Source organism: Marinimicrobium sp. LS-A18, assembly GCF_000463525.1.
In the GTDB taxonomy this organism is placed as follows: Bacteria; Pseudomonadota; Gammaproteobacteria; order Pseudomonadales; family Cellvibrionaceae; genus Marinimicrobium; species Marinimicrobium koreense.
The window spans coordinates 440,125-454,910 of sequence record NZ_AWEP01000005.1; the positions used below are offsets into that span (position 1 = coordinate 440,125).

Consider the following 14,786-nt stretch of genomic DNA (forward strand, 5'->3'; position numbering starts at 1 on the left):
CATGAATGAAAAACTGTTCGCCGCCCTTCAGTATATCACCCCCCAGCACGGGCTCTCCCGGGCGGCGGGTTGGCTGGCCAACCAGCGTACGGACTGGATCAAAAATCACTTTATCGAATGGTTCATCCAACGCTACGGCGTGGACATGAGCGAAGCGCTGGAAGAAAACCCCCGCGCCTATGCCCACTTCAATGACTTCTTTACCCGGGCGCTCAAGCCCGATGCGCGGCCGCTTGATGCTTCAGCGGACAGCATCGTCTGCCCCGCTGACGGGGCCATCAGTCAGCTCGGCGCCATTGAGGACGGGCGGATTTTCCAGGCCAAAGGCCAGCTCTACACCACCCGGGAGCTGCTCGGTGGCAGCGAGGCGCTGGCCGCCGAATTCGACCAGGGACAGTTTGCCACCGTCTATCTGTCACCCAAGGATTATCATCGCGTTCACATGCCCTTTGACGGCCAACTGCGAACCACCGTGGCGATACCCGGCGACCTTTTCTCGGTCAATACCGCCACCGCCAACCAGGTGCCGCGACTGTTTTCACGCAATGAGCGACTGGTGGCAATTTTCGATACCGACATCGGCCCCATGGCGGTCGTGTTGGTCGGCGCCATGATCGTGGCGGGTATCGAAACCGTGTGGGGCGGCGAGGTAGCGCCGATCAAGCGGACGATTCAGACCCGGGACTTCCGACCCCGCGCGCCCATCACCTTGAATAAGGGGGAAGAAATGGGCCGCTTCAAGCTAGGCTCCACCGCCATCGTGTTGTTTGGCAAGGACCGAGTGCGCTGGGATGAGGCTTATCAGGCCGGCAGTGGAACGCGGATGGGGGAACGGCTGGGCGTCAGGCTGTAAGGGCAACTACGCATTGCCCTGGGGCGGCCTAGGGCGTGAGCTTGTCGAGCAGTGACATCAGACCGGACTTCTCTTTTTTGAGGATATAGTTGTCGCGTATTGCGGCGACGTCCACCTCGTATGAGCCGGGCTCCAGGTCTCGGGCAATTTCAATTTTTTCCACTTCCGCCGCGGTTTTTTTGCCCGAATCGATCAGTGCCTGCTTGCGCTTATCGTCCTCGGCCAGATCAATCAGTTGCGGATCCATGGGAGACTTGACGGCGTCCAACACCAACATGATCTTGGGCTTGAGGCGCCGCTCAAAATTCTGCTCCACCACCACACCCACCTCACCGGAACTCAACTCGACCAGAGTGCCGGTGGGATAAAGGCCGATGGCGCGAATGAACTCCACCACCAGCTCTTCCTGAAACTGGGTATTGCGCAGTTCGTACAACTTGCTGACCGCCTTGGAAGGCGCAATGGGCTGACTGGCACCCCGCGGATTGGTGGTATTGTCATAGAAGGTGACAATCCCGGCGATCTTACCCAGCAAGGGAATCTTGTCGCCCTGCAGGTGCAACGGAAAACCACTGCCGTTCAATCGTTCGCAGTGGGTCTTCACCACGCTGATCACCCTCGGTTCTACTCCCGGGGTTTTGCGCAATATCTCAACGCCCTGCTCCACAAAGGTTTCATACAGACGCTCTTCATCGGAGGAGCGGGACACTTTGGTCAATAACCCCTGGTCGAGTTTGACCTTGCCCACATCCTTGAGCAGCACGCCCATGGCAAGCACGTCCAGGTCCCGCTTGGGCAGGCCGATATGGCGCCCGAACAGGATGGCCCAGACCGAGCAACGGATGGCGTGACTGTAGGTATATTCGTCTTTCTCCTGCACGCGGGACAGCCAGGTGAAGGCATCCGGATTGCGCAGCACACTGTCCACCATATCGCTGGCCAGCCGCTTGGTTTCGACAATCGGTACCCGATGCAGCTCATTGTTGCCCAGGTAATCGAGCACCTCGCCCACGGCATGGTAGACATTCTGGTGCAGCTGGCGGGCGCGTTTGATTTCTTTTTTGAGCGGCTGGACCGGCGGGTACTGATTGCGCTGTATGCGCAGGGGAGCCACTTTGACGTTGGCCGGGGTATGGACGTTCTCCCGGGCGCTGATCCGGCTGCGCAGGCTTTCCTGGGGCAGTGTCTGTAAATTGGAGGAGACTGGCGGGCGACCTTTGACGACGTCGATGTAGACGTGTTTACACAGGCTTTTCAGTTGTTTGATTTCGTCCAGGTCACGGACATAGAAGCCTTGCAGCGGGAATGGAGTCTGAGTCCACGGACGGTCGAGTCCGGAGACATACATGCCAACAGTGACTTCGTTGACGTCGACTTTGACTTGCTTGATTCCCACGCGTTGTCCTCTCTGCCGGCGGTGCGGCAAAAATCCGTCTATGGCGCCAGTTTAGACAAAAAACGGGCCGGAGGATAGGGATAGTGGGGCATGCAACGGGCGTCGTCAAGCCTGTCGGAGGGCTATACAGTAGTGGTGAGAAGCGGGTCACAGGGTTCGGTTACAGGATATGCGATCAGTTCAAATCGCGTCCGGGCCGAGAAGGGGAAGCCCTTTCAAGACACGCCGTAAACCCATCCCTGGGGGCTCGACGCGCGGAGTCCCTCCGCTTACGGTCTTGAAAGGGCTTCCCCTTCCCGTCCCTCTGTGCCACCCAAAAACTTTTTACTTACTGACCGTGGTACTCGGCCGACAACTCATGGACCGCGCGGATAAAGGCGCCGGCGTGTTCGGGGTCGACTTCCGGGGTGATGCCGTGGCCCAGGTTGAAGATATGGCCGGAACCCTTGCCGTAAGAGGCCAGAATCTGCCCCACTTCCTCGCGAATCCGCTCGGGGCTGGCGTAGAGGATTGTGGGGTCCATATTGCCCTGCAGCGCGACCCGGCCACCGACCCGGGCGCGGGCGCGGCCGATGTCGGTGGTCCAGTCCAGACCCAGCGCATCGGCGCCGGTGTCGGCCATGGCCTCCAGCCACTGACCGCCGCCTTTGGTGAACAGAATCACCGGTACCTTGCGGCCGTCGTGCTCACGGATCAGGCCGTTGACGATCTGCTCCAGGTAGCGCAGGGAGAACTCCCGGTAGGCGTTGTGGGACAGGGCGCCGCCCCAGGTGTCGAAAATCTGCACCGCCTGGGCGCCCGCCAGTATCTGGCCGTTCAGGTAGCGGATGACGGACTGGGCCAGGGTGTCGAGCAGGTGATGCATCAGTTCGGGCCGGTCGTACATCATCTGCTTGGCGCGGCGAAAATCCCGGCTGGAGCCACCTTCAATCATGTAAGTGGCCAGGGTCCAGGGGCTACCGGAGAAACCGATCAGGGGCACCCGACCGCCCAGCTCGCGGCGAATGGTTTTCACCGCATCGAGGACGTAAGGCAGTTCCGCTTCTGGGTTGACCACATCCAGTGCCATGATATCGGCTTCAGTACGTACCGGCTTTTCAAACTTCGGGCCTTCACCGGGCTCAAAGTACAAGCCCAGCCCCATTGCATCAGGGATGGTGAGAATGTCCGAGAACAGAATGGCCGCATCCAGCGGGTAGCGCTCCAGGGGTTGCAGCGTCACCTCACAGGCCATGTCCGGGTTGCCGCACAAGCCCATGAAATTGCCGGCCCGCTCGCGGCTGGCCCGATATTCCGGCAGGTAGCGACCGGCCTGACGCATCATCCACACCGGGGTAACGTCCACCGGCTCGTGGGCCAGAGCGCGCAGGAAACGGTCGTTTTTCAGCTCGGTCATAGTGATGGTCCGGTGCGGTCAAAGAGGGTGGGGGAGCGGCGGATGCGCTTTGCTTATCCGCCCTACGCGTGGCTGCGGAGGTGTCGTAGGGCGGATAAGCGAAGCGCATCCGCCGTTACAACACTTAAACTTCGAGGTAGTCCATAATCCCTTCGGCCGCTTCGCGCCCTTCCCAGATGGCGGTCACCACCAGGTCGGAACCGCGCACCATGTCGCCACCGGCGAACACCTTCGGGTTGGAGGTCTGGAACTTGTACTGCTGGGTTTCCGGCGCTTCCACACCGCCCCAGTCGGATACCTTGATGCCGTGTTCATCAAACCAGGGCGCCGGGCTCGGACGGAAACCGAAGGCAATCAGCACCACATCAGCCGGCAAGACTTCTTCACTGCCCGGAATCGGTTCGGGGCGGCGGCGGCCATTTTCATCGGGTTCACCCAGTTCGGTGGTCACCACTTTCACGCCTTCGACCTTGTCTTCACCGACAATGGCCACGGGCTGACGGTTGAACAGGAACTGTACGCCCTCTTCTTTGGCGTTGGCCACTTCGCGGCGCGAGCCGGGCATGTTCTCTTCGTCACGGCGGTAAGCACAGGTCACGCTCTCGGCGCCCTGGCGAATGGAGGTGCGGTTACAGTCCATGGCGGTATCACCACCGCCGAGCACCACCACGCGCTTGCCTTTCACGCTGATGAACTCGCTCGGGTCTTTTTCAAAACCCAGGTTGCGATTGACGTTGGCCACCAGGAACGGCAGGGCGTCGTGCACACCGGGCAGGTCTTCACCGGGGAAGCCGCCTTTCATGTAGGTGTAGGTGCCCATGCCCATAAACACCGCATCGAATTCCTTAAAGATCTCTTCCATGGTGATGTCGGTGCCGACTTCGGTGTTCAAACGGAATTCCATACCCATTTCGGTGAAAATTTCACGACGACGGGTCAGGACGTTTTTCTCAAGTTTGAATTCGGGGATGCCGAAGGTCAGCAGGCCGCCGATTTCCGGATAACGGTCAAAGACCACCGGTTTGACGCCATTGCGCACCAGCACGTCGGCGCAACCCAAGCCGGCCGGGCCGGCACCGATGATGGCGACTTTCTTGTCGGTCCAGGTGACCTTGGACATGTCCGGCTTCCAGCCCATGGCGAAAGCGGTGTCGGTGATGTACTTCTCGGCGTTACCGATGGTCACCGCACCGAAACCGTCGTTCAGGGTACAGGCACCTTCGCACAGACGATCCTGGGGGCAGACACGACCGCAGACTTCCGGCAGGGAGTTGGTCTGATGACTCAGCTCGGCCGCTTCAAAGATGTTGCCTTCGGAAATCAGCTTCAACCAGTTGGGAATGAAGTTGTGCACCGGGCACTTCCATTCACAGTAGGGATTGCCGCAGGAAAGGCAGCGGTGAGACTGGCTGGCCGCCTGGTCCTGATCAAACGGTTCGTAAATTTCCACAAACTCATGCTGGCGCACTTCCATGTCTTTTTTGGCGGGGTCCTGACGGCCCACATCAATAAACTGGAAGTTGTTGTTTAAACGTCCGGCCATAATCACTGCCTCAGCTAATCGGTGTGAGCCCGCGCCGCACTGGCGATCGGGCTCTGTATCGTTCTAGTGTCCTGTGCGCCCGAAGGCGCACCGGCGGGTTATTCGCCGCGTTTTTCCATGTCGTTGAGCAAGCCGCTCAGGCTCGCTGCCTTGGGCTTGACCAGCCAGAATTTACCGACGTAATCATCGAAGTTGTCCAGCAGGTTCTGGCCCCACTCGCTTTCGGTCTCTTCGGTGAACTCGGCAATCACCCGACGCAGGTAGTTGCGGTGTGCTTCCAGCGATTCACCGTCCACCCGATGGATATCCACCAGCTCGTGGTTGTAGCGATCCACGAAGCTGTTGTCCTCATCGAGCACAAAGGCAAAACCACCGGTCATACCCGCACCGAAGTTGACGCCGGTGCGACCGAGTACGGTCACCACACCACCGGTCATGTACTCACAGCAGTGATCCCCGGCACCTTCGACGACAACGTGAGCGCCAGAGTTACGAACGCCACAACGCTCGCCCGCCTGACCGGCCGCGAATACCTTACCGCCGGTCGCGCCGTACAGGCAGGTGTTACCCATGATGCTGGTGTCCTGGGACTTGAAGCCGGAGTTGCGCGGTGGGCGCAGCACCAGTTTGCCGCCGGCCATGCCCTTGCCGACGTAGTCGTTGGCATCACCTTCCAGGTAAATGTACAGGCCACCGGCGTTCCACACACCCAGACTCTGCCCGGCCACACCGGTCAGCTTCAGCGTGATGGGGTTATCCGCCATGCCCTGGTTGCCGTGGCGCTTGGCAATTTCACCGCTGATGCGCGCGCCGATGGAGCGGTCGCAGTTGGTCACGGTAAAGGCGTATTCACCGCCGGACTTGCTCTCAATGGCCGGCAGCACTTCCTTGACCATCGCCTCGGCCAGCTCGCCCTTGTCGAACGGCTCGTTACGATCCACCGCGCACAGCTGCGGCTTGGTTTCCAGGAACTTGTCGGTGTGCGTGATGCGGCTCAGGTCCAGACGCTTCTGCTTGCTGGTCTGGCCTTCGATCGCTTCGAGCAGGTCGACGCGACCGACCAGGTCACCCAGACTGCGCAGTCCGAGGCGGGCCAGCCACTCACGGGTTTCCTCGGCGATAAACTTGAAGAAGTTCATCGCCATGTCCACGGTGCCGATGTAGTGGTTTTCACGCAGATCGTCGCGCTGGGTGGCCACACCGGTGGCGCAGTTGTTCAGGTGACAGATCCGCAGGTACTTACAGCCCATAGCCACCATCGGACCAGTACCGAAGCCGAAGCTCTCGGCGCCGAGCATGGCCGCCTTGATCACATCCAGACCGGTTTTCAGACCGCCGTCGGTCTGTACCCGGACCTTGTCGCGCAGATCGTTGGCGCGCAGGGTCTGGTGGGTTTCACTCAGGCCCAGCTCCCAGGGGGAGCCGGCGTAGCGGATGGAGGTCAGCGGGCTGGCCGCGGTACCACCGTCGTAGCCGGAAATGGTGATCAGGTCCGCGTAGGCCTTGGCCACACCGGCGGCAATGGTGCCGACCCCGGGACGGGAGACCAGCTTGACCGACACCTGGGCGTCCGGATTGACCTGCTTGAGGTCAAAGATCAGCTGCGCCAGATCCTCAATGGAGTAAATGTCGTGGTGCGGCGGCGGTGAAATCAGGGTCACCCCGGGCACCGAATAGCGCAGCCGGGCGATCAGATCATTGACCTTGCCACCGGGCAACTGGCCACCCTCCCCGGGCTTGGCGCCCTGGGCAACCTTGATCTGCAGCACTTCGGCATTGACCAGGTAGTGCGGGGTCACACCAAAGCGGCCCGAGGCGATTTGCTTGATTTTGGAGACCTTATCGGTGCCAAAACGGGCCGGATCTTCACCGCCCTCGCCGCTGTTGGAGCGGCCACCGAGACGGTTCATGGCCTGCGCCAGACACTCGTGCGCTTCCGGCGACAAGGCCCCGAGGGACATACCGGCGGAGTCAAAGCGCTTGATGATGGCCTCGATCGGCTCCACTTCGCTCAGTGGAATGGCCTGAGAACTGTCTTCTTTGACTTTCAGCAGGTCGCGCAGCGTCGCCACCGGGCGCTCATTGACCAGGCTGGAGTAATCGCGCCACAGGCTGTACTCACCGGTCTGCACGGCACGCTGCAGGGTCTGGATCACGTCCGGGTTGAAAGCGTGGTATTCCTGACCGTGAACGTATTTGAGAATGCCGCCCTGCACCAGGGGCTTACGCGCCAACCAGGCGGTACTGGCGATGATCTTCTGGTCTTCTTCCAGGTCCGGGAAGCTGGCGCCCTGAATGCGGGACTGAGTACCTTCAAAGCAGGTGTCCACCACTTCATCGGCCAGGCCGACTGCCTCAAACAACTGCGCACCGCGGTAGGAGGTGATGGTGGAGATGCCCATTTTGGACAGAATCTTCAGCAGGCCCTTGTCGACGCCCTTGCGATAGCCCTTGTACGCCTGATCGGTATCCAGCTGCAGTTCGCCGGTTTCCATCAGGTTGTTGAGCACGTAGTAGCTCAGGTACGGGTAAACCGCCGTCGCACCGTAGCCGATCAGTGTTGCGATCTGGTGGGAGTCGCGGGCCGTGCCGGTTTCCACAATGATGTTGGCGTCACAGCGCAGCCCCACCTTGGTCAGGTGGTGGTGCACCGCGCCGGTGGCCAGCAGGGCGTGGATCGGCAGCTGGCCTTTTTCCAGATGGTTGTCGCTCAGTACCAACAGCACCTTGCCCGCCTTCACCTGCTCGGCGGCGTCATCGCACAGCTTGGCGATGGCCTGCTTGAGGTTGTACTGGGCCGGATCGTAATTGAGTGACAGAACGGCCGCCTCATACCCCGGACGGGAAATATCCATCAGGGCACGGAACTTCGCCGGGGACAGCACCGGCGAGCGCAGAATCACCCGATCGGCGTGCTCTTCGGTCTCTTCATAGACCGACAGTTCGCGTCCCAGACAGGTTTCCAGGGACATGACGATGGCTTCACGCAGCGGATCGATCGCCGGGTTGGTCACCTGGGCGAACTGCTGGCGGAAATAGTCGTACAGCGGGCGCTGCTTGGCGGACAGTACGGCCATGGGGGTATCGTCGCCCATAGAGCCGACCGCTTCCTGGCCGCCCTCGGCGAGCGGACGCAGCACCTGATCACGCTCCTCGAAGGTGACCTGGTACATTTTCATGTAGGCTTTGAGCTGCTCTTCGGTGAGGCCGTTTTCGGCCACATCGTCTTCCAGAGTGGACTCGATGCGCAGCGCCTTCTCTTTCAGCCACTGTTTGTAGGGCTGGCGACCTTTGAGCTGCTCGTCGATGTCTTTGGTGTGGTACAGCTTGCCGGTCTCGGTATCCACCGACAGAATCTGGCCCGGTCCAAGACGGCCCTTGGCCACCACGTCTTCTGGCTTGTACTTGTACACACCGACTTCGGAAGCCACGGTGATGATGTCGTCTTTGGTGATCACCCAGCGCGACGGACGCAGGCCGTTGCGGTCCAGGGTACAGACCGCGTAGCGGCCGTCGGTGATCACCAGGCCCGCCGGGCCATCCCAGGGCTCGACGTGCATGGAGTTGTATTCGTAGAACGCACGCAACTGCGGATCCATGTGCTCGACATTCTGCCAGGCCGGCGGCACCAGCATGCGCACCGCACGATGCAGCTCCATGCCGCCGGTGATCAGCACTTCGAGCATGTTGTCCAGGCTGGAGGAGTCGGACCCATCGCGGTTGACCAGGGGCGCCACGCGATCCAGATCCGGCAGCAGCGGCGTGCTGAACTTGGAGGTGCGGGCCACGGACCAGTTACGGTTGCCCATCACGGTATTGATTTCACCGTTGTGCGCCAGCATACGGAACGGCTGGGCCAGGGGCCACTGGGGCAGCGTATTGGTGGAGAAGCGCTGGTGGAACACGCAGATGGCGGTTTCCAGGCGCGGGTCCGCCAGGTCGGTAAAGAACTTGGGCAGGTCCACCGGCATCATCAACCCTTTATAGGAGATGACCGTCGAGCTGAAACTGGCGATATAGAACGCCTTGTCTTCGGCCAGACGCTTTTCCGCCTGACGCCGGGCGAGGAACAGCCGGGCATTGAACTGCTCGAGACTCAGGCCGCCATCGTTGTTGATAAACAGGTGGTTGAAGCGCGGCAGTGACTCCAGGGCAATCGGCCCCAGACAGCTGCTGTCCACCGGCACCTCGCGCCAGCCCGCCGGGCTGAGCTCCTGAGCGCGCAGCTCTTCCTCAACCACATCGCGGGCCTTCTGGGCCTGGGCGTCGTCGGTGCTGAGCATGATCGAGCCGACGCCGTAGACGTCAGTCAGCTCGGCGCCGCAGGCCTCCTTGGCCACGGTGCGCAGGAAGCCATCCGGCTTCTGCAGCAGCAGGCCGCAACCGTCACCGGTCTTGCCGTCCGCCGCGATACCGCCGCGGTGGGTCATGCAGGTCAAGGACTCGATGGCGGTTTCCAACAGGCGATGACTGGCCTTGCCCTTCAAATGGGCAATCAAGCCAAAGCCGCAGTTGTCTTTAAACTCATCTAACCTGTAGAGGCCCGTGGTCATACGCTGTCTCTCTCGATACCGATAGAATCCGGAACATGGCTCGCTCCGCTCACGCCCCAGACAAAAAAGCCCCTCCAAAAAGGGGCCAGGCAAATGGGCGCAGCATATTACCCGCAAGTGGCCCCGAAGGCAAGACGAGCGGGGCTCTCAGCGCCCAACAGTAAAGCTAATTTCGGCAAAATGGTGGTAAAAAGTCGAAATATTCAGTGATTTTCCGAGAACTCCCCCGGCTCCAGACAGACTGCCTGAATGACCGCTGAAGCCGGGCCCGTAGCACCGTCCGTCAGAACAGTCAGCAACACGGAGGGCCCACTCGACAAGCTACCACAGTTTTCCGAAGATACCTATATCCCGGACGAATGGTCATGAATGGCTTCCCCAGAGGGATGGACACCTTATTCAGTTGATCGATAGAATAAATTGTCGGCAGGTCACCAAGCCGGGAGTCGGCTCTCTGACCCCAACGCCCCAAAAAGACAACAAGGAATCGCCTTCATGCCAAGCATCGCTTTACCAATGTCAAGCTGTCGAATCGGCAAAATCCTAATTACCACCCTGTTATCACTGACGCTTTTTTCCGGCTGCGAATGCGACACTGCATGCGATGAACGCGTAGCGGGTGACAACGGCCCCAGAGACGATTCGGGCGGGGAAAATCCTGATGAAAATGGCGCTGGCGGAGGTGGTACCGGCACTGCCGACGATATCAACATGGATTGCTCGCAGTTAGACCCAGATGCCGTTTATCTGGTGGGCACTCTTCAGGAGGGGGCTGGCGACCGTCGCGCGTTAATTGACCCAACCAACCCCGAAGCCATTTGTACCGGATTCCCCGATGGCATCGCATCGGGCCCCCTGACCGACATGGGTCACCTTATTTACGTCCATCACGACAACAATGTAACAGCGGATGGTGGCGCAGCCTATCGGTTCGTACAGGATCCGTTGACGCTCGACAATGAAGGGTTGGAGTGGCGCTACCCTCTCCAACCCAACAGTAACGATGAAGCGTTGCTATTTTCCGAGTCCGAACAGCTGTTTGTTCATAACGACCCTGACTCAGCGAGCATTGATGTCTTCCAATCAAAATTGCTATCGCTGGACAAGGTGGTTTATCGCAATAGCGAAGAGGAACCTTACTACCGACTGGAGCGGTTCGATGTGTTTGACTCCCAAGTCTACATGCTTGGCGTTACTCCCGATGGCTCCCTACTGATGGGAGACTCGCAGACCGGGCTCATTCTCGTGGACTCTGACAAGCAATTGACACGACTGACGCCGGCCGGCACACCGCCCTACCGCTTCAAAGAGACCTCCCGGCTATATATCGATCCTGTCACCGGAAATCAAAGTGTTTGGGTTGTTCTTGAGGACTTTAACGGACCTGACACAAGAAGTGATTGGCGGCGCTGGAGTCTTGACCTGGCCACTCTAACAGTTACTAATGAAGGTTTATTTGCCGCCTCACCCCAAGAGATCAACCGTGAAACCGATGAAATCAAACTTGGCGCTGACGGAACGCTTTGGCAGATATCGTACAGCCCACTGGACAGCAATGATGACCTGACTTCTTACCTTATCCGTCGCCCCACGGTTGCCTCTGGAGAGAGCTCTGAAGTCATTTACAGCGATGCCTACAACCCCGACGACACCCTCTCTTGGACTCGGCAGGCACGACCTTTCGTCAGAATTGATCTATCCGGCGAACTGGTTTCTGGCCAGTAGGCACGCCACTCAATTAAAAATTACGCAGGGCTTCTATTTCGCTCTGTAAATCACCCACCTGGCGGGGCCACGGCCCCGCTTTTCGCTGGTCTTCAGGCAGGCTGTTAATGGCCTTTCTGGCCGCTTCACTGCTTGAATAGCGACCGGTTACTACCACAAACCAAGGCTTTCCCTGACGCCGGGATTCGAAGCTGAGCAGCTTTTCACGACTGGGTTGATCCTGAATATAACGCTCTACCGATTCTTGGGAACTTGCACCGAGTAACTGCAGCGTATACTCCGAGGCGCGCCAGGAGAGCAGCACTTGCTCGTCTTCCGGAATGTCGGGCAAGCTGGAAGCCTGAGCAGCGGCCGGCTCTTCCGTAGAGGACTGCTCAGCCGGCGTTTCCGCCTGGGCCGCTGGCACCGATGTCCCGTCGGGCTCAGACGCTTCATCGGGCTGTGGGATCTCCGGATGCTCCTCCGCCGACGGTTCGGGGGACGGCGATTCGGGCAGCGCCCGCTCTGGCGCGGCCGACTCGGGGGTCTGGACGGTTTCTTTAGCGGGCTCCGGTTCTGTAGAGGGTTCAGGCTCTGTGCGGTTGGACGCTTCGTTGTTGGAAGACAGCGTCAGAGTCTGGGTTTCTCTCGACTCGGGCAGCCGTGTCGTCGACTCCCGCTCAGAGGTGTCGGAGTCCCCCTGATAGATAAACACCATCAGCAGCACACCAAGCAGCACAGCAATCACCACAATATGCACCAGCGGCAGGGCATTGCGGCGCTCCCCCGGCCTGCCCGAGCTGGCGCGGGCGGAAACCGATTCAAGCAGCCAGCGACGGGCCTGCTCGTGCAGCCGGGGAATCCGCCCCTCAGCCCGACGCCACCAGGGTTCCACCTTTTCCTCGGTGAACAGCTCCGGCCCCATATAGTCGGCCATTTCCATGCGGAAATTGAGGTAATCGGTGGCTTCTTCAAGGGAGAGTGTCGCCAGGTCGAAATCGTGGATCAGCACGTCGTGCATGTTGAACTGATCCAGCCGTGTGACCATCTCAGAGTCGGCAAACAGCACGATGTGCAGGCGCCGACCGGTGGAGTCCTGCCCCTGCAACAGACTGATCAGGGCTCCAAGTGTTTTCTCATCCAGATGATGGGCATCATCGATGATGGTCAGCGCCAGGCGGTCTTCTTCATCCGCTATCTGGGCGAAATGACGAAGCGCGGCGAGCAACCGACCCACCGAGGGGTTGTCGTCTACCGAGAGGGCAAAGTGCCTGGCCATTTGCCCCAGCACCGCTTCGGCGCCCGCGCCAGGCTCGGCGGTGAGCAGGCAAATATCATCATCGAACTGGAAGCTGTTGGCCAGCTCAAGGGCAACGCGACTTTTACCCACCCCGGGTTTGCCCAGCACCGCCAGCAAACTGGCACTAAATTGACACAGGTGCTGTAACTGTTCGAGTAGAGCGCGTCGGCCACCGCCGCCAAAGAACGCAAATTCCGGGTCATCCCGGAAGGGATCTTCACTCAAACCGTAGTATTGACGATAATCCGCCACTGGGAATTCCGGGGCGGCCGACTGACCCGCTAGGTTGTCGTGCTCCGAGCTGTCTGTTGGGTCGGTGTTCATAAACGCTCTCCCGGAAAGGGTTGTCGCTAGACGCCCGGTGGCGCGGTATGTTCATCCGCCCGACAGGCTGCAAATGTTTCCTGTAACAGATCCTGCTCGATATCGCTGGTGATCAACGCTTCGCCGAGCTTGCTCAGCAGCACCAACCGCAGCCGGCCGTCGAGCACTTTTTTATCCACCCCCATCAACTGCAGAAAGTCGTCGGGGGTCATGCTGGCCGGCGCCTTCACCGGCAGGTGAGCCCGCTCCAGCAGGCGAACAATCCGGTCCAGCTCGTCAGCCGTAATGGCCCCTCGCCGATGGGACAGGTCCGCTGCCATCACCATACCCGCCGCGACCGCTTCACCGTGCAACCAGACGCCATAGCCCTGATGGGTTTCAATCGCATGGCCAAAGGTGTGTCCCAGGTTGAGGATGGCGCGCAACCCACCTTCTCTTTCATCCCGAGCGACGACCCACGCCTTGTTCTCACAGGAACGTTTGACCGCATAGGTCATCGCTTTCGGATCCCGCGCCAGAAGATCGGGCAGATTGGACTCCAGCCATTCAAAGAATTCCCGATCCGATATCAGGCCGTACTTGATCACTTCGGCAATACCGGCGGACAGCTCGCGCGGGGGCAGAGATTCCAGCACGGACATGTCCGCGATCACCGCTTGCGGCTGATAGAAAGCGCCGATCATGTTTTTGCCGAGCCGGTGATTGACACCGGTCTTGCCCCCTACCGAAGAATCCACCATGGACAACAGGGTGGTCGGCAATTGAATGAAGTCCACACCACGTTGATAACACGCCGCGGCGAAGCCCGCCATGTCGCCCACGACGCCACCGCCCAGGGCCATGATGGTCGTCGTACGATTGTGACGCGCCTCGAGCAGGCCATCAAAAATCTGATTCAGCGTCTCCAGGTTCTTGAATGATTCGCCGTCAGGCAACACGGTAGTATCGACCTGATAGCCATCGAGAAGTTCGATCAGAGCGGGAAGGTAAAGCGGCGCAATGGTATCGTTGGTGACGATATACACCTGCTTGGCGCGCACGTGGCGTACCAGCAGCTCCCGGTTCTTCAGGAGCTGCTCTCCAATATGAATCGGGTAGCTGCGATCGGCGAGATCAACGGTCAGAGTCTGCATAGTCGGCACTGCGTTCGGGTTGTCGGAAAACCCTCATCTTAGCACACCGTCCGAAACTTTAACCGAGCTCAACTCTGGCCGATACGTTCGGCAATATCACGCGCCACCACCTTCGGCGGGCGCCGGTCGGTCACCACCACCCAGTCCGCTACCGCCCGGTACAGAGGGTCGCGCTGCTCAAGCAAGTCGATGATTTTCTGGCGGGGGTTGTCCACCTGCAACAGCGGGCGCTTTTTGTCCTTGGCGGTACGTTCGACCAGGTGCTCCACCGAAGCGGTCAGATAGCACACGCGGCCACCGCGATGCATTACCTCGGCATTTTCGGGGCGCAAGATGATGCCGCCCCCGGTGGCAATAACCGCGCCGGGCTCCTCGGCCAGCTCGGCCAGAACCGCGGACTCGCGATCACGAAAACCGGACTCGCCTTCAACATCAAAAATCCATGGGATATCGGCACCAGTGCGCTGTTCGATAACACGGTCGCTGTCATAGAAGGGGACTTTCAACTCGGCCGCCAGAAGGCGGCCGATGGTTGATTTGCCGGCCCCCATGGGGCCGACCAGAAACACATTATTGGGCATGGA

The 14,786-nt window shown here is 59.8% G+C and carries 9 protein-coding genes; 2 read left to right on the plus strand and 7 right to left on the minus strand.

Annotated features, from left to right (window positions below):
• The first annotated feature begins 1 nt into the window (after position 1).
• Complete coding sequence (gene asd, locus N645_RS0109830; RefSeq protein WP_024461338.1) at positions 2-853, plus strand: archaetidylserine decarboxylase; 852 nt, start codon at positions 2-4, stop codon at positions 851-853.
• Between the two features lie 28 nt (positions 854-881).
• Here the strand turns inward: asd and N645_RS0109835 are convergent, their stop codons facing one another.
• The 4 genes from N645_RS0109835 to gltB all read right to left on the minus strand — a co-directional run bounded on the left by N645_RS0109835 (position 882) and on the right by gltB (position 9,741).
• Complete coding sequence (locus N645_RS0109835; protein WP_024461339.1) at positions 882-2,249, minus strand: HD-GYP domain-containing protein; 1,368 nt, start codon at positions 2,247-2,249, stop codon at positions 882-884.
• A 328-nt stretch (positions 2,250-2,577) separates the two neighbouring features.
• Positions 2,578-3,645, minus strand: coding sequence for a uroporphyrinogen decarboxylase (gene hemE, locus N645_RS0109840; protein ID WP_024461340.1), 1,068 nt, complete (start codon positions 3,643-3,645; stop codon positions 2,578-2,580).
• A 124-nt stretch (positions 3,646-3,769) separates the two neighbouring features.
• Positions 3,770-5,188 (minus strand): FAD-dependent oxidoreductase, encoded by a 1,419-nt coding sequence (locus tag N645_RS0109845; protein ID WP_024461341.1) that lies wholly within the window; start codon positions 5,186-5,188, stop codon positions 3,770-3,772.
• A 98-nt stretch (positions 5,189-5,286) separates the two neighbouring features.
• Positions 5,287-9,741, minus strand: a complete 4,455-nt coding sequence (gltB, locus tag N645_RS0109850) for a glutamate synthase large subunit (RefSeq protein ID WP_024461342.1) — start codon at positions 9,739-9,741, stop codon at positions 5,287-5,289.
• 495 nt (positions 9,742-10,236) lie between these two features.
• On the opposite strand from gltB, the gene N645_RS0109855 reads away from it, so the two are divergent.
• Positions 10,237-11,466: a hypothetical protein gene (locus tag N645_RS0109855; protein WP_024461343.1), complete on the plus strand. Its 1,230-nt coding sequence runs from the start codon at positions 10,237-10,239 to the stop codon at positions 11,464-11,466.
• 13 nt (positions 11,467-11,479) lie between these two features.
• On the opposite strand, the gene N645_RS0109860 is transcribed toward N645_RS0109855, so the two are convergent.
• The 3 genes from N645_RS0109860 to aroK form a co-directional block, all read right to left on the minus strand.
• Positions 11,480-13,069 carry an SPOR domain-containing protein gene (locus N645_RS0109860; protein WP_024461344.1) on the minus strand — a complete coding sequence of 530 codons (1,590 nt, stop codon included), beginning with the start codon at positions 13,067-13,069 and terminating at the stop codon, positions 11,480-11,482.
• Positions 13,070-13,095: 26 nt separating this feature from the next.
• Entirely contained in the window at positions 13,096-14,202 is a 1,107-nt protein-coding gene (gene aroB, locus N645_RS0109865; RefSeq protein WP_024461345.1) for a 3-dehydroquinate synthase, read from the minus strand.
• A gap of 68 nt (positions 14,203-14,270) precedes the next feature.
• A complete protein-coding gene (gene aroK, locus N645_RS0109870) occupies positions 14,271-14,783 on the minus strand; it encodes a shikimate kinase AroK (protein WP_024461346.1) in 513 nt (170 codons plus the stop codon).
• Positions 14,784-14,786 lie beyond the last annotated feature (3 nt).